This is a genomic window from Imperialibacter sp. EC-SDR9, from assembly GCF_902498805.1.
Lineage (GTDB): Bacteria > Bacteroidota > Bacteroidia > Cytophagales > Cyclobacteriaceae > Imperialibacter.
On the sequence record NZ_LR701607.1, the window covers coordinates 24,515 to 48,130 of the forward strand.

20 protein-coding genes are annotated in these 23,616 nt (G+C 48.6%); 11 read left to right on the forward strand and 9 right to left on the reverse strand.

What is annotated here, in order from left to right; all coding sequences use genetic code 11:
• Window positions 1-51 precede the first annotated feature (51 nt).
• Window positions 52-879, reverse strand: coding sequence for a purine-nucleoside phosphorylase (locus tag GC130_RS22980; protein ID WP_152000711.1), 828 nt, complete (start codon window positions 877-879; stop codon window positions 52-54).
• Between the two features lie 145 nt (window positions 880-1,024).
• On the opposite strand from GC130_RS22980, the gene GC130_RS22985 reads away from it, so the two are divergent.
• From GC130_RS22985 to GC130_RS23015, 7 genes are all read left to right on the forward strand, one after another.
• A complete protein-coding gene (locus GC130_RS22985) occupies window positions 1,025-3,061 on the forward strand; it encodes a S9 family peptidase (protein WP_152000712.1) in 2,037 nt (678 codons plus the stop codon).
• 265 nt (window positions 3,062-3,326) lie between these two features.
• Window positions 3,327-4,505 carry a hypothetical protein gene (locus GC130_RS22990; protein WP_152000713.1) on the forward strand — a complete coding sequence of 393 codons (1,179 nt, stop codon included), beginning with the start codon at window positions 3,327-3,329 and terminating at the stop codon, window positions 4,503-4,505.
• Entirely contained in the window at window positions 4,498-5,520 is a 1,023-nt protein-coding gene (locus GC130_RS22995) for a hypothetical protein (RefSeq protein WP_152000714.1), read from the forward strand. The genes GC130_RS22990 and GC130_RS22995 overlap by 8 nt, the downstream gene beginning before the upstream one ends.
• Window positions 5,521-5,609: 89 nt before the next feature.
• Window positions 5,610-5,837, forward strand: a complete 228-nt coding sequence (locus tag GC130_RS23000) for a UPF0175 family protein (protein ID WP_152000715.1) — start codon at window positions 5,610-5,612, stop codon at window positions 5,835-5,837.
• A gap of 56 nt (window positions 5,838-5,893) precedes the next feature.
• A complete protein-coding gene (locus GC130_RS23005) occupies window positions 5,894-6,523 on the forward strand; it encodes a DUF1080 domain-containing protein (protein ID WP_152000716.1) in 630 nt (209 codons plus the stop codon).
• Window positions 6,524-7,030: a DinB family protein gene (locus GC130_RS23010; RefSeq protein ID WP_201568513.1), complete on the forward strand. Its 507-nt coding sequence runs from the start codon at window positions 6,524-6,526 to the stop codon at window positions 7,028-7,030.
• Between the two features lie 365 nt (window positions 7,031-7,395).
• Window positions 7,396-7,929, forward strand: coding sequence for a hypothetical protein (locus GC130_RS23015; RefSeq protein WP_152000717.1), 534 nt, complete (start codon window positions 7,396-7,398; stop codon window positions 7,927-7,929).
• A gap of 539 nt (window positions 7,930-8,468) precedes the next feature.
• Here GC130_RS23015 and GC130_RS23020 read toward each other — a convergent pair.
• On the reverse strand, window positions 8,469-9,224 hold the full coding sequence (locus tag GC130_RS23020) for an HNH endonuclease (RefSeq protein ID WP_152000718.1): 756 nt from the start codon (window positions 9,222-9,224) through the stop codon (window positions 8,469-8,471).
• 169 nt (window positions 9,225-9,393) lie between these two features.
• Between GC130_RS23020 and GC130_RS23025 the strand changes: the two genes are divergently transcribed.
• The 4 genes from GC130_RS23025 to GC130_RS23040 all read left to right on the forward strand — a co-directional run bounded on the left by GC130_RS23025 (window position 9,394) and on the right by GC130_RS23040 (window position 13,282).
• Window positions 9,394-10,935 (forward strand): phosphatidylserine/phosphatidylglycerophosphate/cardiolipin synthase family protein, encoded by a 1,542-nt coding sequence (locus GC130_RS23025; protein ID WP_152000719.1) that lies wholly within the window; start codon window positions 9,394-9,396, stop codon window positions 10,933-10,935.
• Between the two features lie 32 nt (window positions 10,936-10,967).
• The gene (locus GC130_RS23030) at window positions 10,968-11,546 is read left to right on the forward strand and encodes a hypothetical protein (protein ID WP_152000720.1); all 579 of its coding nucleotides are present in this window, start codon (window positions 10,968-10,970) and stop codon (window positions 11,544-11,546) included.
• Between the two features lie 195 nt (window positions 11,547-11,741).
• A complete protein-coding gene (locus GC130_RS23035) occupies window positions 11,742-12,473 on the forward strand; it encodes a hypothetical protein (RefSeq protein WP_152000721.1) in 732 nt (243 codons plus the stop codon).
• A 275-nt stretch (window positions 12,474-12,748) separates the two neighbouring features.
• Window positions 12,749-13,282, forward strand: a complete 534-nt coding sequence (locus tag GC130_RS23040) for an NADPH-dependent FMN reductase (RefSeq protein ID WP_152000722.1) — start codon at window positions 12,749-12,751, stop codon at window positions 13,280-13,282.
• Between the two features lie 368 nt (window positions 13,283-13,650).
• Here GC130_RS23040 and ftsZ read toward each other — a convergent pair whose 3' ends face one another.
• The 7 genes from ftsZ to mraY form a co-directional block, all read right to left on the reverse strand.
• On the reverse strand, window positions 13,651-15,219 hold the full coding sequence (gene ftsZ, locus GC130_RS23045) for a cell division protein FtsZ (RefSeq protein WP_152000723.1): 1,569 nt from the start codon (window positions 15,217-15,219) through the stop codon (window positions 13,651-13,653).
• Between the two features lie 65 nt (window positions 15,220-15,284).
• Window positions 15,285-16,598 (reverse strand): cell division protein FtsA, encoded by a 1,314-nt coding sequence (ftsA, locus tag GC130_RS23050; protein WP_152000724.1) that lies wholly within the window; start codon window positions 16,596-16,598, stop codon window positions 15,285-15,287.
• 7 nt (window positions 16,599-16,605) lie between these two features.
• A complete protein-coding gene (locus GC130_RS23055; RefSeq protein ID WP_152000725.1) occupies window positions 16,606-17,367 on the reverse strand; it encodes a cell division protein FtsQ/DivIB in 762 nt (253 codons plus the stop codon).
• Complete coding sequence (murC, locus tag GC130_RS29295) at window positions 17,357-19,867, reverse strand: UDP-N-acetylmuramate--L-alanine ligase (RefSeq protein ID WP_370455832.1); 2,511 nt, start codon at window positions 19,865-19,867, stop codon at window positions 17,357-17,359. Before murC ends, GC130_RS23055 begins: the two co-directional genes overlap by 11 nt.
• Window position 19,868: 1 nt before the next feature.
• Entirely contained in the window at window positions 19,869-21,035 is a 1,167-nt protein-coding gene (locus GC130_RS23065; protein ID WP_152000726.1) for an FtsW/RodA/SpoVE family cell cycle protein, read from the reverse strand.
• Entirely contained in the window at window positions 21,032-22,411 is a 1,380-nt protein-coding gene (gene murD, locus GC130_RS23070; RefSeq protein WP_152000727.1) for a UDP-N-acetylmuramoyl-L-alanine--D-glutamate ligase, read from the reverse strand. Before murD ends, GC130_RS23065 begins: the two co-directional genes overlap by 4 nt.
• 1 nt (window position 22,412) lies before the next feature.
• Entirely contained in the window at window positions 22,413-23,612 is a 1,200-nt protein-coding gene (mraY, locus tag GC130_RS23075) for a phospho-N-acetylmuramoyl-pentapeptide-transferase (RefSeq protein WP_152000728.1), read from the reverse strand.
• Window positions 23,613-23,616 lie beyond the last annotated feature (4 nt).

The window sequence follows — 23,616 nt, forward strand, 5'->3', positions numbered from 1 at the left end:
CCATTTACTCTGTCTCTAACGGTGGGCATCAGAAAATTGCTATGGTGCAGTTTAAGTTGCCGTCGCTTCCACCATCCGGCTCACCATTTTTCTAAGCAAGGGCTCGGCCTTCTGGGCAGCATCTACTATCTCCTGAAGGTTTACCTTCTTAATCATTCCCGGCACGCCCATGTCGGTGATGATGGAAAGGGCAAACACCGGGATTTCCATGTGCCGGGCTACGATCACCTCAGGAACGGTAGACATACCGACCGCATCGGCACCAATAATTCTGAGGTATTTGTATTCTGCTGGCGTTTCCAGGTTCGGTCCCTCAACTCCGGCATACACTCCTTCCTTCAAATCGATGCCTTCCTCTTTCGCAATCTGTCTCGCCAGCTTCATCATGCCCCTGTCATAAGCCTCGCTCATATCGGGGAAGCGGTCGCCCAGTGTATCCAGGTTTTTACCTCTCAGCGGGTTTTCCGTGAATAGGTTAATGTGGTCGGTCACCATCATCATGTCGCTGTTTTGGAAGCCAGGGTTGAGTCCGCCTGAAGCATTCGACACGAACAGGCGCTTAATGCCCAGCAGCTTCATCACCCTCACCGGCAGGGTCACCTGCTGCATGCTGTAGCCTTCGTAAAAATGAAACCGGCCCTGCATCACCACTACAGGCACTTTCCCAATGTGCCCAAATATCAACTTGCCTTTGTGAAACTCAACCGTTGAAACAGGAAAGTGCGGAATGTCTTTATAGTCAATCACATCGGCAATTGTCACCTCATCTACCAGGCTATGAAGGCCAGTACCCAGGATGATTCCCGTTTCCGGAACAACGGAGGTTTTGCTCTGAATAAAATGAGCAGCTTCCTGAATTTGATTGAGATTAATGGACATCAGAAACAGTGATAGATAGAATTTTTGGTCAATCTAATTCTGTCAAATCGTATTTGAAATAAAAGCATCGGATTTCATCACGCACAGCGCTATATTAGCCTACTGTTCTAATGCCCAGGCATGTTACTTTATACTCTCTCCTTCTATGAAAAAGCTCCTTCTTTTTTTCCTTTTAACAGCTCCCTCCATCGCTTTGCACAGCCAATCGCTAAAAAACCCTTCCTTTGAAGAAGTGCTGTCACTGCAATCTGCGGGCAGCCCCGAGATATCTCCCGATGGAAAAAATGTCGCCTTCACCGTTAATTCCACCGACTGGGAAGAAAACAGGTTTGATACGGAAATTTGGCTGTCAAAAAATGGTGGCGCCCCCTTTCAGCTAACTAACAATGTAAAAAGTAGCAGCACCAGTCCGAAGTGGTCGCCCGACGGGCAATGGATAGCTTTTTTGTCGGACAAAACCGGAAAAACGCAGATACAAGTGATACGGCTGGAAGGTGGCGAATCAGTGCAGGTGACTGATACGAAGGGAAGCATCTCTGGTTTCGAATGGGCACCTGATGGCAAGCGAATTGCTTTCACACAAGCAGAAGACAAAGAGAAAGCCGAGAAGGCCAGAAAAGAAAAGTTTGGTGGCTTTGAGGTGGAAGATGCGGAATACAACCTCAGCAGGTTGTGGTTAACGACGTTTGATCCTGAAGAATTGTTTAAGCCCGAGCTCCCAAAAGATAAAAAGGATACGACGAAAAAAGACGAGACTACCAAAATTTTGCTGGACAGTGTGAGCTACACGGTGACCAGCTTTCTATGGTCACCCGATGGAACCAAGATCGCTTTCAATCACCAGCCAGATCCCATTATCACTTCTTTTATTAAATCGGATATCTCCATTGTGGAGGTGGCAACCAGGAAGGTGACGCCGCTGGTTAAAAACGAAAGCTCCGATGGGCTTGAGGCCTGGTCGCCTGACGGACAGTGGATTCTCTACAGCAGCTATCTGAGCGACACCACTTCAAATTTCTACAAAAATGAAAAGCTGTTTAGAATAAAACTGGATGGATCGGAAAACACACAACTGGCCAAGTCATTCGACGAAAACATGGGCTCACTGGTGTGGAACGCACAAGGGATCTTTGGTATTGCCTACCAAAAAACAGTGCGACGCATTTTCTTTATCGACCCTGACAACGGAAAGTTCAAGCCCATCTTTACTACCCCCGCAAGGATTTACGCTATGTCTTTCACCGGAGATGGCGAAGCTGTCGCTTTCTCAGGTGTGGAAGACAATTCCCTGACCGAAATCTACACGAGCCCCATCAAGGCCGTGGCGCAAAAGAAGCTCACCCATTTTACCGGGCAGCTTTCTGGCTGGGCCACTGCCGACAGCGAAGTGATCAGCTGGAAAAGCAAGGATGGCGCTACCATTGAGGGAATTCTCAGCAAGCCAAAGGATTATGATCCAAAAAAGAAGTATCCGCTGCTGGTCATTATCCACGGCGGCCCGACGGGCATCTCCACTCCGTCACCCGTCGCCAGCTATGTTTATCCCCTGAACCAGTGGATCAACAAAGGTGCGCTGATTTTACAGCCCAACTACCGGGGCTCCGCAGGTTACGGTGAGGCCTTCCGCTCGCTCAACGTGGAGAACCTGGGCGTAGGCGATGCCTGGGATGTGATATCGGGTGTGGAATCGCTGGAGAAAAAAGGCATGATCGACAGCGACAAGATAGGCTGCATGGGCTGGAGCCAGGGTGGCTACATTTCTGCCTTTCTCACTACCAATTCTGATAAGTTCAAAGCTATTTCCGTTGGAGCAGGTATTTCCAACTGGGTCACTTACTATGTGAATACCGACATCCACCCGTTCACCCGGCAGTACCTCAAAGCCACGCCCTGGGCCAATATGGGCATTTACCTGAAGACATCGCCCATGACCAACATCAACAACGCCAAAACGCCCACGCTTATCCAGCATGGCGAGTTCGACAAACGGGTGCCTATTCCCAACGCCTATGAGCTATACCAGGGCTTGCAGGATGTGGGCGTTGAAACAAGGCTGGTTGTGTACAAAGGCTTTGGCCATGGCATCACCAAACCCAAAGAAAGGCTGGCCGCCGTGTGGCATAACTGGCAGTGGTTTGGCGAGTACATCTGGAGCGAGGAAATCGAGGTGCCGGAGGAGTAACCTTACGAAAAACCATCGTAGCCAATCAGCAGTAAAGTTTGTTTTACCGGCTATTGTAACATTAAATTCTTTCGACTAGATTTCCCTCAGTTTCCCGTACTGCCGCAAGCAGATTAGCCTTTATTTTTATAACAGCCAGCCCATTCGGCGTGGCAATTTATTTTGTTTTAGCAAGGCTATCCAATGCTGTCATTGACACAAAACGCTATGTAGGCAACGCTACGCAATAGCACCGACTACAACTCAACTGAACCGTTCCATTCATATGAAAAAATCATTTTATCTGCTTTTCCTTGGCCTTGCCGGCATGGGGATTACTGCCTGCAACAGTGGCCAAACGAGCGAAAAAACAAGCCATGCTATTGTTGATGAATTCATCTCACTCCGAAAAAGCAGCTTTTCCGCTCCTAATCACACCATCTCCAAAACTGATTCGATCCTGGCTGACGGGTTCACTTTCTACGGCTTAAAGGAAAGCATACAGGACTCCAGCAGCTACTACACGGTTTTATTCGGCGCTGAGATAGAGGGAAAGTTTGTCACGCCTGATCAATTCCGCCAGGTGCAATCTCAGCTGGTGTCCATAGCCAATATCGTCCAACTAATTCCTGGTACAGTAAAAGAAATCGAAGATGTTTCCGGGGAAGGCAAAAACGATTTTCTATCCACCTATGAGTACAACCGAAACGGTGAAAAGATGAAAGAGTCGGCTTTCTGGGTAAGAAGCGACTCGATCACGTTGATTTGGGCAGCAGAGCCTCAGTTGGTAACAAAATGCGTGGCCAGTTGCTCAGAAGAAGACGGTGGAGAGCGACAGTATCCAGGTGACTGTATTGGCACCGTCACAACTTATGCGGTGGAAGGCGGCGGCGATGGCACCTTGCCCCAGATAGTCGTGACAACAACGAATATTTTAGCTGATGCCCGGTGCAATAACTGGGGAAATGTGGCTTCGGCAAGAGTTTATCAATGGCTAGGCGACAGGGACAACGGCATCGACTTCATCTTTCTGGCTGACCGAATGACACCGGAAGAGGAATTGGAAGGCTCAGGGGAGGTAATGGAAATTGACCCGGATGCGGAAAATCCACTGGATTTGTTAGCTGACCTCCAGGGTCTGGAAATCGAAATGCTCACTGAAAAAGACGGGCAGCTTGTAAGGTTTCTGATATGCGGCGGCGGTGTGCCCCGGCTGACGTTTGATAACGACGACAACGGCTGGGTGATGAGAACTGTCTGGTACCAGGATGCTTTTGTCTATCGGATAAAAACGATTTCAGCTGTAGATAACACCTACACCATTTCAACAGACAATGAAGCTATTCCAAAGGTGGATTTCGTTTATCACCCTGACCATGAAACCATAGAATTCGACGGCAATACCTACGCCATTCACTCCGACAATTACCCCATTGTGGAAGAAGCCCCTTGCGACAATGAATAGTCTTACATCACAAGTCGAATCTATCACCGACAAAGTAGCTATTGACCTGGCCTACCTGGAGGAGCAGCGCCTGGAAATCATGCAGCGCTACAATTATCGAGTCTACAAAAGGGCGATGGCTGCACTCGGCATTTTATGCGTGAGTACCATTGTCTTGCTAGTCTCTTTTCCTGCGCTGCCTAAAGTCTTCATCGCTGTTATACCTCTGACAGGTCTCTTTGCCATGAGCTACCCCATCTACATCAGCTATCATCGCCATAACAAATTCAAAAAACTTCAGTTGCTGCTTAAAACAGGCATTTACGAGGCATTTGGTGAAGCCCGTGGGTTCCATACGAGGACTGAACCTTTGTCGCCCGACTTTTTCGAAGAAACATATCTATCGAGAGAGCGGCGTTACATGAAGGTTGAAACTGAGTTGCAGCTGGAGGGTACTGCCAACGAACGACCAATAACAATAGCCGAAACCAAAGTCACCGGAGCTAGCACAACTACCCGGTCTCAGTCAAACAGTAACAAGGGTGTTATTCAATTCCACGGGCCCGTAGGCACACTGGTGCTAAAGCAATCTTGCTTTCCCCAACCAGTAGTGATCGGGTCTAAAGAGAAGGTGGCAGGCAGCGTCTTGATAGACAGGGCTGTAGACGGCCTGCTCGGTGCGACCCTCTCCAAAAAACTTGATGAGCTATTTTCGAGCGAGAAAGAGCTGAGCAGAAACGAAACACAAAAGAAGTTCCACGATCTGTTTTATGTGGTACCCAACGAGAACAAGTTGGTGGAACAGTTTCTTGACGATTCGATCATGAATGTGATGGTTGAGTCAAAATCGCTGATGACATCGCTCGACGTATCAGTTGTTGGGCCAAATATCCATGTAGCGGCCTATCCGGCTATAGGGCTCGCCCTGCAATATAATGAGCCCATTATGAACAAAGAGGAAATCAGGCAGCATGTACTGAACCTGGTGTTGGTTGAGAAAATACTGCTTTATATAGGAGGAAAGCTGGCTTCGTAGGTGGCTTAAAGTGGTGGCGAAATAAATAGCCAAAAGGGTGGTGCCTAATCATTAGTGACTAGTCAAATTATATTCATTAAATTTGATACATGAAGCAATTCACCATCACTATTCCTGACGGAGTTACCCTCGACGAAAGAGACACAAAAAGATTCCTGGCAGCGAAAATGTATGAGTCAGGCAAATTATCGCTTGGGCAGGCAGCTGAGATGGCTGGGCTATCGAAGGTGGCTTTTTCTGAGATACTGGCTGACTATGATGTTTCTCTGATTAATTACCCGCCTGAATATATCCTCAAGGATGCCGCTCAGTTCTGAGCTGAAGCACACACATACGAAGCATGCGGGAGAATAAAATTGTAAGATGCCAGACTATGACTCAACACAAAACTACCACAATATCGTTTTTTTGTTTGGCCGTGATGCTTTCCTGCTCCTCCCCTTCTCCCACTACCCTCTTCGACGGCAGCACCCTCACCGGCTGGGAAGGTGATGCCAATACCTGGCGTGTAGAAAACGGAGCTATCGTGGGTGGTTCGCTGACCGAAACGGTTCCGCACAACGAATTCCTCTGTACCCTTCAGCCGTACGGCGACTTTAAACTCACCCTTAAATACAAACTCGAAACCGGAGGTGGCTTCACCAACGCCGGTGTGCAGTTCAGGAGCGTCCGTGCCACCGAACCCGCTTACGAAATGATCGGCTACCAGGCCGATATCGGCAATGGCTACTTTGGTTCGCTGTACGACGAGTCCAGAAGAGACAAAGTGCTGGCGGGCATCGATTCCCTGGCCGGTGTGCAACTCTTCAAACCCAACGACTGGAACGACTACCAGATTATTGCCGAGGGAAAACGAATCCAGATCTTCCTGAATGGCGTTCAAACCGTAGATTACACGGAAGCGGACAACGACACCCCACAAGCGGGCCTTATCGGCTTACAGGTGCACGGAGGCGGAAAGGTGAAAGTGAGCTATAAGGACATTGAATTGACTGAGCTTTAATTGAAAACGAACACAGCTTCTTTTATGAACACCATCAACTACTGGCTGGACGAGTTGAACAGGTATGAATTTGAGCAAATGCTTGAAAAACCACAGCCGGACAAATGGTCGCTGGGGCAGGTGTACATGCACCTGATCGACGCCACGGGGTTCTTTCTGAGCCAAGTGGAAGCCTGCTTGCAAACCAATGATCATGCCGAAGGCGAGATGTCGGAAGTGGCAAAATCGATGTTTGCCAACGACGAGTTTCTCGATAAAATGATTGAAGGGCCTCCGTCGAACGCCGCTACCCCGCAGCCTGCATCGAAGGAAGAGATCGTCAGAGGACTCGAAATGTTAAAAGAGAGAATTTTGGCACTCGGCCATTCAAACAGTACGAACAAAGGAAAGACCAAACACCCTGGCCACCAGTACTTCAATGCGGCTGAATGGCTGCAATACGCTCATATGCATTTCCGGCACCACGAGCGTCAGAAAGGCAGGATTGAAGTGTTTTTGGAGGGGTGAAGTTGGCAGATACCGCAGATTACAAAAGTTTCGGAAAAGGCTTCGAGCCCTCTGCTCTCACTAACGATGGAGGCGGCACGAACCAGAGTAGAACCTGCCAAACTTTTGTAATCTTTCAACCCAAACGTTCTATGCCCAGGCCTGTTTCTTCATGGCCTCTGAGGAAGCTGATAAAGACAAAAGCAGAGGCACAAACGGGTAGTAATTTTTTTTTACTCTTCCCAAACCTTCTTTTAAAGTTTACGTCTGTAGATGAGGCTCAGGCGATCCAACTTCCTCAAATTTTTTAGACTGTTGACCGTCTGGCTCCTGCTATCAATTTCAGATGGCAAATTTTTTTAACAATTAGTAAAGGTCAAATAACTATGAAAAAGGTGTTCACTGGATCCCTGCTGGCAGGGATGGTTCTATTTTTTTGCGCTTGCAGTTCTGACGACACAGGCGACCCCGTTGGCAATGAAAAGATTGAGTTGACGATAGGCAGCGCTGACCCGATTGTCTTCTCCGGATCATGCATGAAGCTGTCGGACAACACTTATCAGCTCTCTGGCAACGCTAACGACGACAGCGGTCTCTCGTTCACTATTTCATGGCAAGGCGAAGAGCCAAAAGGCACCTTCGCCTGGGATGCCAACTTCGAAACCAGCGTGGCAGGCACCTGGCTGCTGATGGCCAATGACGACATGACAAAGTCGTACTATAGCTATGATGCAGCCAACGGCGAGGTTACAGGCAACCGCTCAGGAAGCCTGGTGATTGAAAAGTTTGGTGGCGTTGATGGATTCGTTGAGGGCACTTTCGAAGTAACCAATGCGAGGCTGCTCGAAGTGAGCAATGCAACGGCCAATGAAAGCAATGTAAAAATCACTGCTAAATTCAAGGTAAGCCGCTCAATTTAAGGGCGTAAGCAAACGATTTGAAGAACCACCGGACTGGAGCGCTTCGGTGGTTTTTTTTGTGGACGGACCAGGCATCGGTAGTAGCCGTCACAGTCCACCAGCTGGCAGAGAGAAGTCTCCACGGTGTTTGCAGTTTTCTTTTCTGAGCCACTGCTACTATCCGGGGGATGCCGTTCCACGTCGGCTCCCTCGTACCTCGCCATCGGCATGACGCTGGCCTGGATACGGTGGATGTGCTCATACCAAAAAACTGGGTACTAGCAAATAAGCGATACAATCGCCAGTCTCATACGTCCTCCCGGGCGGGTAGCCGTTTGGGCTGATGCTCAAATAAGGTCGGTGGAGGAATTCCGTAAACCGGGTTTGAAACCCGGCGAACTGCCTTCGGTTTTCTCGCTCAGCGGTTGAAATTTCGAAGAGTCGGATATCGGCGATGCAATCGCCAGTCTCCTACGCCCTCGTTTCCGCTATCGCTCAAACGAGGGCGATTAGAAATCATAATTATTAATTACGATATCGAATAAAATGAGCTTCTTGCGCTACGCCCTAGTTTTCTTCATTTGATCTCTCAATTCGTCAATTTCTAATGGCGGGTTTGTCCTATGCAACATTGAGTGGCAATTGGGGCAAACTGGTCGCAAATCGTTAATAGGATCCACGTTATAGGCTTCTCCAACTTCCGAAATAGGGATTAAATGATGAACGTGGATAAATCCTCTCCCCAATTCTCCATATACATTCCCAAAGTCGAAGTCACAAACGCTGCAAGATGGAGACCAATGTTCAATGCATCTTTTTCTGGCTACCGAATTCCGCTCGTATGTATTTACAACTATCGTTTTTTTAGATCCTTCGTGTAGCTTCGTCAATCCCTCTATTTGAATTTCTTCAGGATATTTTTCTTCACCTGTCTGGCCCATTTCCTCCAGCGCCTCAATAAGTTCATTTCTCATTTTCCAGATAAACAATCCTGAATTGGCGTCAGTCCAACCATCAAAAAAAATATCCCACTTTCTTTCAGTCCCATCCCCTCTCTTAGTAAATCTGACTGGAAATTTCTTCGCTAGTCGTTTCCCCCAATTTCCAACTTCCGAATTAATTGGAGCGGAAGCATTAGCACCGATAGCTCCAGAGATTATTATGCCGATTTGACTAGACGAAGCTTGGTGCTCTTCAAATCCATACATGGTTTGCAGGATCAATAAGTCTTTTTCCTTTGTAACTTCCTTGTCGTGAAGAACTTCAATCCATTCGATCCGACTAAGAGTTATTCCGGTGTGATAATTCTCTCTCATTATACTTTAGTCTTGCATTGATTGGCCCAAACAACAGGCTCTTACCACTGGTCAAACGTTTTACGCTTCAGATATTTCCAATTTACCAATTTTGCTCCGTAAACATATTCCTCAAAGGCGTAAATTGCCACTTATCATAAGTAACCTGCTCTCAATACTTTGGCCTACAATGAAACAGTACGCACCCTACGTCTTCTCCTTTTTTCTCTTTCTTCTGATAACGGCCTGCGGCCCTACAGAACCCAAATACCCTCCCATCACCGAAGACTTCTGCTCGCAGCTCCCGGATGCAGCGCCGGTAAAACTGTCGGACTACCTGGCGCCGTACGCTGAGCTGCTGGCCACTAAAACCGGTGTGCATTCGCTGGAGGAAGGCGACGTTTCCATGATTACCCGGGCGTGGCTCACCGAAGCGGCAGAGCAAACGATCGACATTCAGTACTTCATTTTTTCTACTGACAATGTTGGGTTGATAGCCGCCGACTTCCTCTTGGGTGCCGCCGACCGGGGCGTGAAGATCAGGATCATTGTGGACGACATCATGGTAGAAGCAGAGGAAGACGACCTGCTGGCCATCGATGCCCACCCCAACCTGGAAGTGAAAATTTACAACCCCAATGCCAATATCGGCAAAAACCTACCAGGCAAGCTGTTGTCGCTTGCCACCGACTTTCAGGGTTTCAACCAGCGCATGCACAACAAAACATTCATTGTCGACCAGCAGGTGGTGATCACTGGCGGCAGAAACATTGCCGATGAGTACTTCGACTACGACCATGAGTACAACTTCCGTGACCGTGACGTGCTGCTGGTGGGCAAGAAAGTGCGGGACGTGCAGCAGTCGTTCAACCTATTCTGGGAAAGCGGGCTCAGCGTGCCTGTAGGTGAGCTCGCCCAGGTAACCGATGAGGAGCTCAACCTGGATGTGAAGTACGCCTACCTGCACCAGTACGCCTGCAACCCGGAGAACTTCTGGCCCGAGGTAAGGGAAAAGGTAAAGCAGGTGCCGAAAGAATTTCAGAAAGCACAGGCCTCGGGCTCCCTGGTGTGGACCGACAGCGTGCATTTCATTTCCGACCTGCCCGGTAAAAACGATGGCAGCCAGGGCTTGGCGGGTGGTGGTGTGGCTACCGATTCGCTGGTCAGCCTGATCCGGCGGGCAAAGTCGTCCATACTGATTCAGTCGCCTTACCTGATTACAACAGAGGTCAGCCAGCAGCTCTTCAAAGCAGCCGCAGACCGTGGGGTAACCGTCAAAATCCTCACCAACAGCCTCTCTTCGACTGACAACCTGGAAGCATTCAGTGGCTACCAACGAGATCGGGAAAAGCTGCTGGAGGCTGGCGTAAAAATTTACGAATTCAAACCAGATGCTGCCGTCCGCTTTGAGGTGATGACCGGCGCCCTGCAAAGGCAAGTGAACTTCACCCCTGTCTTTGGCCTCCATGCCAAGTCGATGGTGATCGACGATAACATTGCTGTGATTGGCACCTTCAACCTCGACCCACGCAGCGCCAACCTCAACACGGAATGCATGGCGGTCGTTTATGACACCAAAGTGACTGCTGACCTTCGCCACGCCATGGAGGTAGACATGCGGCCAGAAAACGCCTGGGAGACAACGTTGGACTATAACCCCGATGCGGAGGCCGGCAGGGCCAAGCAATTCAAAGCATGGCTAAGGGGTTTGGTGCCCAAGTCGATTCTTTGACCTTTTTGTCTCCAACTTATAACTTTACTCAAATGAAAAATCTTTTGTCCCTCGCTTTTGTCATTTTTATCGGCTGCACCTCGAGTACTCAAAAGCGGTCATTTGATGGCATTGCGGCTACCAAAACGTATTTCGAGGCTTTAAACGAATCGAACTATGGCAAAGTCACCTCGCTTTTCCTGGACAGCATAAGAATGAGGGAAGGTATCTATGCAAACGTCCTTTCGAAGCAGGATTATAAACAGATGTTCCAATGGGACTCTACCTTCCATCCCACCTACGCCATACAGGAAATAGAGCAGTCCGGTGACACGGTGCTAATGCAAGTATCCAAAACATGCCCCAGAATTCACTTTTTGCATGAAGAGCCCACGGTCACCAAAGAACGGGTGGTGTTTCAAAACGGAAAGATTTTCAGCATTGAAATAGTAGACTTTGTGGTCTTCAACGACGATAGATGGTCTACCAACCGAGCCAACCTTGTTTCCTTTGTTGAGACCAAACACCCGGAGCTCAACGGCTTTTTGCATGATCAAACAAAAGCAGGTGCGATCAAGTACCTAAAGGCGATTGAGCTGTATCAAAGCCATGTGGCTCCCCCTGAAAAGTAAGGCAGTGTTTTCATCGGCTTCCCTCGTTCAAAAGTATTTGATCGGCCACTTACCTCCTTCAAAAGAAGAAATATGGAATTGTATCAGTTGATAGATAATTAGAAATTTATCTTATATTCGTACTGAGCGATTCATTCCACAACCATTTACTTTGATTGTGGACTTATTTTTCCCTATTCTCTAAACTATTTTAGAATGAAGTCGATAGCCCGGTTTCTAGCAATTGTTGTGTTTTTCATGACCTCACTTGAGGCAGTCGGGCAACGCAAGACCTACCTGGGGTTCGAATATGGGCCCAAACACGACGTATCCAGAGTCATCGGCGGCGGAAATTCGGTCAATGAATATCGAGAGAATGATGGAATAGTTGGAGGAGTAATACTGGGCCAGGAGATTGGAGAAAAACTTCTCCTTGAAACAGGTTTCTATGCGTACAGGTACACAGCCAGGGTCAGTATGGACTCCTACGGCTCAGCAGGGATCAGAGCGTATGGTGCATCTCAAATTCCATTCCACCTCAAAGCTCCGATCCCCCTTTTTGGCACCAGGCTAAGGCTTACGCCAGCAGCAGGTTTTTCCGTCGTGTTTCAGAACAACTATGGTAATGTTTTTACTAGCAGTGGCACGTCACTCGGCTATTATCCGGATGGTGATTATGTGAATGTTGGTGCCCCAACAAACTTTAGAAAAGTGTTTGTGTTGCTGGATGCCGGACTCTCCCTTGAATGGGAATTCAAAAGCACATTTATCGTTTACCTATCCGGCAACTATTTTGGTGGCCCTCAAAGAGTAATTGAGTCAGACCTGACATCCAAAACGGGTAGTGAGCCGCTCGAATATGGACAGCTTTACTCCAATGGAAGTTACTTTTCAAAAATACTCGGTGTGAAGTTTCCTATTAGCCCCATTTGGCAGTATAAGAAATAGTAAACAGCATATGCCTTTAAAAAAGCCAAAAAAGCCTTCACGAGTCGAAAAACTAAGAGGGATTGTAGAAGCAACCCCTGACTTCGACTATAAAAAAGTGCTAGATGAAGAGAGAGTGAAGAAGCATTTGGTCTTGCGTATGTCCGACGATGCTAATAATCGTCAGCCAGGCTAACCCGCCATTCGGTCTTCCAGGCTAAATACTACATTTCTTTTTACCTTAGCTCCAGAAACTTTTGCCTCCATCAACTGTTGTAAGGAAAACGAATCGACCATTGACCAACCCCATCACCATTATCGTCGGCACTAACCGTGAACCGGCCAATTCCCGACACATCGCTCAGACCTATACTGATATTTTGACTTCCAAAGGCGTAACGTCAGAGATCATCGACCTGGCCGACCTCCCAGAAGACTTTATCTTTTCGGCCCTTTACAAAAACAATGGCAAAAACGAGGCGTTCAACCGGTTCCGCCAGCAAATGAAGGACTCTCAAAAGTTTGTGTTTCTGGTGCCGGAATATAACGGTTCCTATCCCGGTGTTTTGAAGGCGTTCATCGACGGAATGGAGTATCCTGGCACCTTCAGAGGCAAAAAGGCGGCCCTGGTTGGTCTCAGCTCCGGCGGACAGGGCGGTGGATTGGCCCTCTCCCATTTTACGGATGTGCTCAACTATTGTGGCACGCATGTGCTGGCGTTTAAACCCAAGTTGCCGTTTATTGAGAAGCATCTCACAGGGCAGCAGATTACGAACGATGCCTACCTGAAGGAGTTAGAAATCCAGGCGGAGCAGTTGATTGGGTTTTAGTTTTGCTGCTGCAAAGGGCTGCACCCTTTGCGGTTGGATTACGCCCTTTCAGGGCTTGACAAACTCTCCGCAGGGACGGTAATTGCGAGGCTGAACATACTATTTTCTCTATGTAGTTAAACCACAACAGCCCTGGCAATCCGCTGGCTTCTGCTGTGAGCCCGGCAGATTGCTACGGAGGCACTCAGATTCTTCACACAATTGGGAATAAGGCAAGCATCCTCGCAATTACCGAAGAAGGGTTCTGTATCATGAAATCTATAGAAAAATCGCCGTGCTCAGCCCCGACAAAGTCGGGGCATGAGACAGCTCACAAAAGTTAGACAGGAATAAAACCTTTGCAATTATTAACTGTAAAACAAAAAAAACTAGTCCACGTTGTCGTGCAGGAAGCGATTGTTGCCCAAAATCTGGTTGTCGTCATTCAAGTTGAATTTTGAAATCTTCCTTTCAGATGAATGAGGCACTTCCTGCAGTTTCACTTTCTTTCTCATATAAGCAGGCACTTCCAGCTTCTCTTTAAAAGAATCACTATCCAAAGTTGATGGGCTTTTCAGGTTAGCCAGCTTACGCTCTCTTTCCCTTGCCTGCTCCATCAGCTCCACCTTCTTACTCATTTGATGCGCCGAACCTTCCAACTCTTCGAGGAAAGCGTCGTCTGGGTCAAGGTCGCTGCCTTCCACTACCTCGTACTCTTCTCCGAATTCAAACAGCCCATTATCATCGTCGTCCTTTTTCTTAGGCGTCGGCGGGGGGGTGTCTTTCTTCTTGAAATCAAAAACATAACTCCGCTCCTCAGCCTCCTCCTCTTCTCTTATCTCATCTTTCAGCTTCTTGATCACCGGTTCGCTAATCGGCCTTTCGGGCTTCTTAGGCTGGTGCTCAAAAAGATCAATCTGTTTAGCTTTCTCCAGATCGTGTACTTTTTTCTCTGACTTCTCTTCTAGTATCTTCGAAATGGACTCCTGGTCAAAACCTGTAGCAATGATGGTGACCCTGATGCAGTCGCCCAGCTCAGGGTCGACACCGTGGCCAAAGATTACCTCTGCATCGTCGCCGGCAGCTTCCTGCATGTATTCGGTAATGGCAGTCAGCTCGTCCATTTGCAGCTCAGCCTGCTCACCGGAAATGATGGAAAGCAAGATTTTCTGTGCACCAAGAATGTTGGTGTTGTTCAACAGCGGTGAAGAAATGGCCTCCTCAGCCGCACGAATGGCTCTGTTGTCGCCGCTGGTAACGGCCGATCCCATCACGGCTGCGCCACTGTTCTTCATGACTGTTTTTACATCCTCAAAATCGACGTTGACATAGCCTGGTACAGTGATAATTTCCGCAATGCCCTTGGCAGCGGTGGTCAACACATTGTCGGCTTTGGAGAAAGCTTCAGAAATGGACTGATTGCCGTAAATCTCCCTCAGCTTGTCGTTGAGGATCACCAGCACGGTGTCGCAGTTCTCCTTCAGCGCTCTGATTCCCTCTTCAGCTTGCTGCGTCTTCTTTTTGCCTTCGAAAGCAAAGGGAGCCGTCACAATGCCAACCGTGAGGATGTCCAGTTCCCGGGCCACTTTGGCGATGACAGGCGCTGCACCAGTACCTGTGCCACCGCCCATGCCTGCGGTGATAAATATCATGCGGGTGTCTTCACTCAGAAGCTCCCGAATATCTTCTTTGCTCTCCAACGCTGCATTCTTTCCCTTTTCGGGGTTGGCACCCGCCCCAAGGCCGCTCGTCAGGTTGGCACCTATCTGCAGTTTGATGGGTACAGGGCTGCTGTTGAGCGCCTGAGAATCGGTATTGCAAATGACGAACTCAACGTCTTTGATACCCTGGTTAAACATGTGGTTGACAGCGTTGCTGCCACCGCCCCCAACGCCGATCACCTTAATGATCGACTTATGATGCTGGGGTAGATCGAACTTGTATGCGTTTCCTGTCATAACTATAGAAGTTGAGGTGTAGTCCTTTTGTCAGATGGCCCAATGAAGCCCTCCGAAAAAGCGACCTATTCCATTTTATCGTCAAAATCATCAATCAACATTTTCTTTGTTTTCTCCAGCATATTGTTGAAGAAGTTCTTTGGTACAGTCAAGTCCTTGCGGGTAATTGACTTTCCAGTCACCGTTTTGTGCAATGACTTCTCATTGTACCGGTTTTCACGCTCATCGAGGGCCCGGAAGCCGCTCAATACCAAACCAACTGTGGTAGCATACATGGGGCTTTTCACTGTTTCCAGCTTGCCTTTGCCAAGGTGCTCGTTAGGGTAGCCTATTCTGCTATCCATGCCCGACATGTACTCAAACAACTGCTGCACACACGCTAGCTGGCTACCACCACCGGTGACCACAATGCCTCCTGCCAGCTTGTGCTGGAAGCCTGAGGTAATGATTTCGGTGTGCACCATTTCTATGATCTCCTCCATGCGGGCTTCGATCACATGCGCCAGGTTCTTTACAGAAATCTCCTTGGGAGCACGGTTTCTAAGGCCGGGAATTGAGATAATTTCGTTAGGGTTTGCCTCTTCAGCGATGGCTTTACCAAACTTGGTTTTCAATAGCTCAGCCTGGTGTTCCATCACCATGCAGCCCTGCTTGATATCGGTTGTCAGTATGTTGCCTCCAAAAGGAATCACAGCCGTGTGGCGAATGATATTGTCGTAGAAAATGGCAATGTCTGTGGTACCGCCACCTATGTCGACCAGGCAAACGCCCGCTTCCTTTTCTTCCTCGCTGAGCACTGCCAGGCTTGACGCCAGCGGCTCAAGGATGAGGTTCTCGATCTCAAGACCTGCTCTGCGCACGCACTTATTGATGTTGTTAATAGCGTTCGTCTGTGCCGTGATCACGTGGAAGTCAGCTTCGAGCTTCACACCCGACATACCTACGGGATCTTTGATACCTTCCTCATAGTCGACGATGTAGTCCTGGGGCATCACGTGGATGATCTCGCTCCCTGGTGGGATCACGATCTTGTACATGTCGTTGGTCAGGCGATTCACGTCCTCCACGGTGATCTCATCGTCGTTGGACTGACGGGTGATCGACCCATGGTGGATAGAGCTGCGGATGTGCTGACCAGCAATGCCCACATTCACCACCCGGATGTCAATACCCGAATGCTCCTCTGCTTCAGCCACGGCCTTTTCAATGGCGCTCACCGTCTTGTCGATGTTGGTCACAATGCCACGGATCACCCCGTCGGAAACGGCCTTACCCATGCCCATCACTTCGAGCTTTCCATATTCATTTTTACGGCCGACAATGGCACATATCTTGGTGGTGCCTATGTCGAGGCCAACAATAATTTTATCGTTTTGCATAGGAGTATTATTCACAGACGATTTGGTCTTTATATTTCACGTTCACTTTTTCGTAGGTATTCCAGCCTTTTTCGGGCAGGATTTTGGTATAGAAAATATGGAGTTTACTGAACTTCGTTTCAATGTCCTCCGCTTTTCCGAATTCGATATATTGCCTGGTCACCTGAGGGTAGAGTATCATTTCCCCTCTTTTGTCCATCGAAATCTCTGCTATTTGCGCTTTCCAGAACTTGCTTGCTTCCAGATAGCTCACCATTTCAAAGAGCCCTTTGCCCTGCTCGTCTTCCTCAATAGAAACTTTGTACTTTTTGGATGACGGTATTTTCACCAACACCACCCGGGCTGTGTAATTGTCCGAAAGAGGAATTACCTCACCTGCATCGGTAATGTAGGCACCAAAACCTCCGTTGTTGATAATTCTGGCAATGGGCTTTTTCTGCTTAATCTTCGCCTTTATATTGCCCCGCAAATCCCTGAAAACCTCGGCTTCCTTCACAAAAGGATGCTTCTCAATCTTCGTTTCAATATTCCTCAGGTTGATGTCACCAGCAAAAGATCCTGTCAGCACCTCGTTGCCTAGGGCATTGATCAGCTTCCTGATGTCGTTCTCGTGGATGAAATAATTTCCCTGGCTATAGTCGATATCAATATACACTTCGCTGAAAGGCTTGTCCATTTGCTTTTTGCTCACAAAGCCAATCAGTACGAACAGCAGGATGGCACCTGCCACGAAATACACTCCTCTTTTTATTTTAATTTTACGCAGCATAGCTCTTCGTCTTTAAAATTTCCGCCAGCGGCTTGACCATTTTATCAATATCACCTGCCCCTATCGTGAGCAGTACTTCCGGATCGTGGCTCTTCGTCCACGCCAGTAATTCGTCCTTGCTAATCACCTGCTTCCTGGAATGCGAAATTTTGGAAGCAATCATTTCGGCATCTACTCCAGGGATAGGTTTCTCCCTTGCTGGGTAAATAGGCAGTAGAATCACCTCGTCGGCCATAGAAAGGCTTTCGGCAAAACCATCAGCAAAATCCCTGGTGCGGGTGTACAAATGCGGCTGAAAAATAGCCGTTAGCTCTTTGGAAGGATACAATTCCCTCACCGAACGAAGGAACTGCCGGATTTCCTCAGGGTGATGCGCATAGTCGTCGATGAAGACATGGTGATCATCTTTCAGAATGCTCTCAAACCTGCGTTTCACGCCTATGTAGCTAGCCACTCCCTGTCTGATGGCTTTTTCATCAATGCCCAGTTGTAAGGCCACACCAATGGCGGCCGTCATGTTCTCCACGTTGTGGAAGCCAGGCACCTGAAGCCTCAGGTCGGTCATTTTGCCCTCGGGATATACCATATCAAAGGCAAACTGTCCGTCGACTACTTTTACATTTTCAGGACGGTAGTCAAATGAATCGCCATAGTGATTAACAGACGCTCTGCGGGCAGGTAAAATAAGTGTTTGCTGCAGCTTACCCTGGAGGAAGATGCTTCCAGAAGGGATTACCTGCCCGGCAAAAGCGCTGTATGTCTTTATCATTTCTTCAGCGGATCCGTAGATATCAAGATGATCCGGATCGACTGAAGTGATTACTGCTATGTTGGGATGAAGGCGCAGGAAGGACCTGTCGAATTCATCTGCTTCCGCCACCAAAAGCGACTCGGGGTCGTCAGAAAGCAGCAAGTTGCTGTTGTAGTTGGCCGTGATGCCACCAATAAATGCTTCTACCGGCTTGCCTGCCGACTTCAGCAAATGAGCAATCATCGAAGACGTTGTCGTCTTTCCATGCGTGCCAGCCACCGCTATGGTGAACTTGCTCTTAGAAATCAATCCGAGCACTTCAGAGCGCTTCTTGATATCAAAGCCTTCCCCTTTCAAATAAGCCCACTCTGTATGTTCAGCTGGAATGGCTGGTGTCAAAACCACCAATGTCTTGGCTTTGTTGGCTTTAAAGTTGTCGGGGATCAGGGAAACATCATCCGTAAAATGAATATCGATGCCCTCTTTCTTCAGGTCGTCAGTAAGTGCCGTCGAGGTAAGGTCGTAACCCACCACTTTTTTGCCCTGGTTGTTGAACCAGCGAGCCAAAGCACTCATGCCTATGCCGCCTATACCCAGGAAGTAAACATTGTCTATGCGCAGGAATGGACGGCTTTCGGCTGCACCTAATAGCTCCGCCAATTGATCAACGATGTCTTCGGTAGCCGCAGGCCTGGCCATTGCCTTGATGTTTGCAGAAAGCATTAACTGCTTTTCACTGTCCTTCAAAAGCAACAGCACTTCCTGCACCAGTTGTTGCCTGGCGTCTATATCTCTAATGGCGATGGCAGCATCTTTCCTCACAAGCGCCATGGCATTGCTTGTTTGATGGTCTTCCGCCACATTGGGTGAAGGCACAAAAATGACAGGCTTGCCAACTACGCAAAGCTCGGAAATCGACAGCGCCCCTGCCCTTGAAATTACCACATCGGCAGCGGCATAAGCCTTGTCCATTTCTTTGATGAACTCAAGCAGCACAATGCCGGTCATGTCCATCGATGCCGTTTGCTGCTTCATTTGCTCGAAATAGAAACGGCCGCACTGCCACAGCACCTGAACGCCGGCCTTTTGGAATTCTGCTAGCCCCGCAAGCACACTTTCATTCAAGGTTTTAGCACCAAGGCTGCCACCAAACACCAGCACCACTGGTTTTGTGGCATCAAGTCCGTAGAAGGAAGCGGCCGTCGCTTTTGTAATATTTCCAGCAGTGATGTCTTTTCTGATGGGATTGCCGGTGATGGTCAGCTTCTCTTTAGGGAAGAACTTCTCCATGCCCTCGTAGGCCACACATATTTTCTGTACTCGCTTGGCCAACCATTTATTGGTGAGGCCTGCGTATGAATTCTGCTCCTGGATAAGAGAAGGAATGCCTTTGGACGTAGCAGCGTACAACAATGGCCCACTGGCATAACCGCCTACGCCCACGACTACGTCAGGCTTAAAGTCGTTGATGATTTTCCTGGATTTCCATACGCTGGAAATTACCTTGAAAGGAAACATGAGGTTGCTGAGAGACAGGCTGCGCTGCAGTCCACTGATCCAAAGCCCAATGATCTTGAAGCCCGCCTCCGGCACTCGTTGCATTTCCATTTTCCCTTCAGCACCCACAAAGAGGATATCAGCATCAGGGAATCGCTCCCTGAAAGCAGTACCAATAGCGACTGCCGGGAAGATATGTCCCCCGGTGCCTCCTCCACTGATAATGATCCGATATGCTCCTGTTTTTGTCATATTATGCCATTGCGGCTACTTTCCTTTTTCCGTTTCCTTTCACGTCGCTGGGGAACTCATCCAATTCTCCCCTGCTCACGCTTAGTATGATGCCTATTGAAATCCCCATAAATAGCTGCGATGTACCTCCCATGCTCACCAGCGGTAATGGTAGCCCGGTAATTGGCCCCAGCCCCACGGCAACGCCCATATTGATGAAGGCCTGCATGACCAGTGCAAAACTCAGTGCAGCACTTAGCAAACCACCATAGGCCCTCTCGCTCTGCATGAACACAATCATGCCCCTGTAGAGCAGCGCCAGATAGAGCAGGATCACTGTCACCCCTCCTATCATGCCATATTCCTCGATGATGATGGCGTAGATGAAATCAGAATATGGATGAGGCAGAAAATTTCTTTGGTCACTCTGGCCTGGTCCTTTGCCTACGATTCCTCCGCTGGCAACAGCGATGTAAGACTGCTGCGCCTGAAAGGGTAGCGCTGATTCATCGTCAGAAAGGAAGGACTGCACCCGGCTGATTACCGTTTGTCCTCTTTGGCCCAGGGTTAGCGCCACGGCTCCGGAGAGCGCACCAATCATGACCAGCATGGCCAGGTATTTCACTGGCACACGGCCAATGAACATCAGCAGCATGCAGGTAGCGAAAATCAATACGGCTGTGGAGAAGTTGGACATGGCGATCAGGCCGCAAATGACGCCACACCACAGCAGGATGGGGATCAGCGATTCCTTGAGCTCTTCTTCACTCTGCTGCCGCTTCGACAAGATGCTGGCTATGGTCACAAACAAGGCCAGCTTGGCCAAATCGGATGGCTGGAAAGCCTGGTTGATAACTGGAATGGTTAACCACCGGGAAGCTTCGTTCATCGTGTTTCCAAACAGGTAGGTGATCATCAGCAACGGTACCGACACCCATAGAGCGAGCTTTGAAAGCTTCGAATAGTATCTGTAGTCAATTTTATGCGCACCCCAAATAGCCACAAGGCTGAGTATGGTCAAAACAGAGTGCTTCATCAGGTAATACTCAGTATCTCCACCCATTTTTGCATAGGCGAGCGTGCCGGTGGCGCTGTACACTACCAGGATGCTCAGTACAGACAAAGCAAGAACGATGGCCCAAATAATCGGATCACCTTTAAGGTTGTTCTCTATCCATTCCTTTATCATACGCTTTGCCCCCTTTCTACATGATTTTTTAACCCGACAACTGCATCTTTGAACTGCTCACCACGGTCTTCATAGTTTCGGAACAGGTCGAAACTGGCGCAAGCCGGTGACAACAGCACCACATCACCCGGGGCCGACAAATCTGCCCCCCAACGGGCGGCATCATTTACCGACTGTGTCTGCCTGATGGTAGCCACCTTGCCAGTGAAGTAGTCCGTCAGCTTGGTATTGTCTTTTCCCAAACAGATCAGGGCTTTGACCTTTTCTTTCACCAAAGCCTCTATCCTATCGTAATCATTGCCTTTGTCGAGGCCGCCAGCAATCCACACTATGGGAGCCTCAATCCCTTCCAGAGCATAGTAAACAGAGTCTACATTCGTGGCTTTGGAGTCGTTGATGAACAGCACATCGTCTATGGTCGCTACTTTCTCCAGGCGGTGAGGCGCATTTTTGAATGTCTTTAGCGCTTTTACCACTTTTTCCATGGGAGCTTCCATGGTTAGCGTTGTCAAAACCGCCGCCATCGAATTCACCATGTTATGCTTACCGATAAGCGACACCTGATTAACAGGAATTTTGTGGGATTTCTTCTTCGACTCTATGTTGAACACCAGATGGTCTTCGTCGAGGAAGGCACCGTTTTTCACATTCTCAACCAAAGAGATGGCGAAAATTGACGCCTCCACATTTCTTCTGGCCAGCTCTTCCTCAATTGGCCCTTTGTCTGCGAAATAGATAAAGCACTCTTCATGGGTCATTTTCTCGATGATCCTGAATTTGCTATTGACATATTTTTGGAAGCTATAGTCGTACCTGTCGAGGTGATCTGGTGTGATATTCAGCAGAATAGCCACATCGGGTTTGAAGGTATTCATCCCGTCGAGCTGGAAGCTGCTCACCTCCAAAACGTAGATGTCGAAATTGTCCTTTATCACCTGACGGGCAAAGCTGTGGCCTACATTGCCAGCCAAGCCGACGTTATAACCTGCTTCTTTCAGTAAATGGTAGGTAAGCAGGGTGGTGGTGGTCTTTCCGTTGGTGCCTGTAATGGCTATTTTTTTCGCCTTCGTATACCTTGAAGCGAATTCTATCTCGTCAATGATTTCAACACCCTTTTCCCTGGCCTTCTTTACAATATCTACCTTGTCGGCAATGCCGGGGCTCTTGATGATCAGGTCAGCTTCCAGGATTTGTTTGACTGTGTGCTTCCCTTCCTCAAACTCGATGCCGGCAGCATTGAGGTCTTTGCGATAGCGTTCTTTCAGCACGCCGCCGTCGGACACAAACACATTGAATCCCTTGTGCTGCGCCAGCAAGGCCGCTCCCACGCCGCTTTCACCAGCACCTAAAATGACGATATTTTTCACTGCTTCCATCTTAGCGTAGTTTGAGGGTTACAAGTGAGAAAATGGCCAACAAAATGCCGACAGTCCAGAAGCGGGCCACAATCTTGGCCTCGTGAATACCTTTTTTCTGGTAGTGATGATGCAAAGGAGACATCAGGAAAACTCTCTTTCCTTCTCCGAATTTCTTTTTGGTATACTTGAAATAGCTAACCTGAATAACCACCGATAGGTTTTCCACTACGAAAATGCCACACATGAAAGGGATCAGCAGCTCTTTTCGCACGATGATGGCCAACACGGCGATGATGCCACCAAGGCTCAGGCTGCCCGTGTCGCCCATGAATACCTGAGCGGGATAGGCATTGTACCACAAAAAGCCGATGCAAGCTCCCACCAGGGCGGTACAGAAAATTACCAGCTCGCCTGAGTTGGGAATGAACATCACATTCAGGTACTGGGAGAAAGTGACGTTGCCGGAAACGTAAGCGAAAATGGCAAGGGTGAGGGCGATGATGGCAGACGTGCCAGCTGCGAGACCGTCGACACCATCGGTGATGTTGGCACCGTTGGAAACGGACGTGAAGATAAACACCACTAACAGCACATAAAGTACCCAATCGAACTGTCCAAGGAGGCCGAACAATACGTGGTAGTCCAGCTCATTGTCCTTGATAAAAGGGATCGTCGTTATCAATGCCTTCACATCGTTGAACGAGGAAATAATTTGACCATTCACTGATTTGTAGGTGAACTCACGAACAGTCACATCGTCGTTAAACACCAAAACCAGACCTACAAGCAGGCCTACGCTAACCTGACCGATGATTTTGAATTTTCCGGCCAGCCCGTCTTTGTTTTTCTTTTTGAGCTTGAGGTAGTCGTCCAAAAAGCCAATCGATCCCATGCTAATGGCTGTGACCAGCATAAGTATGATGTAAATATTTTCCAGCTGAGCAAACAGCAACGTGGGAATAACGATGGCCATGATGATGATGATGCCCCCCATGGTTGGCGTGCCTTTCTTCTCCATTTGCCCCTGCAGGCCCAGGTCTCTGATTTCTTCGCCCAGTTGGTATTTGTGGAGCATGCCGATAAGATACTTGCCAAAAGTGACCGTGATTAGCAGAGAAATGAGCGCAGCCATGCCGGCCCTGAAGGAAATGAAGCGAAAAACGCTTGCACCCATCAGGTTGAACTCACTCTCCAGATAATCAAACAAGTAATACAGCATACTT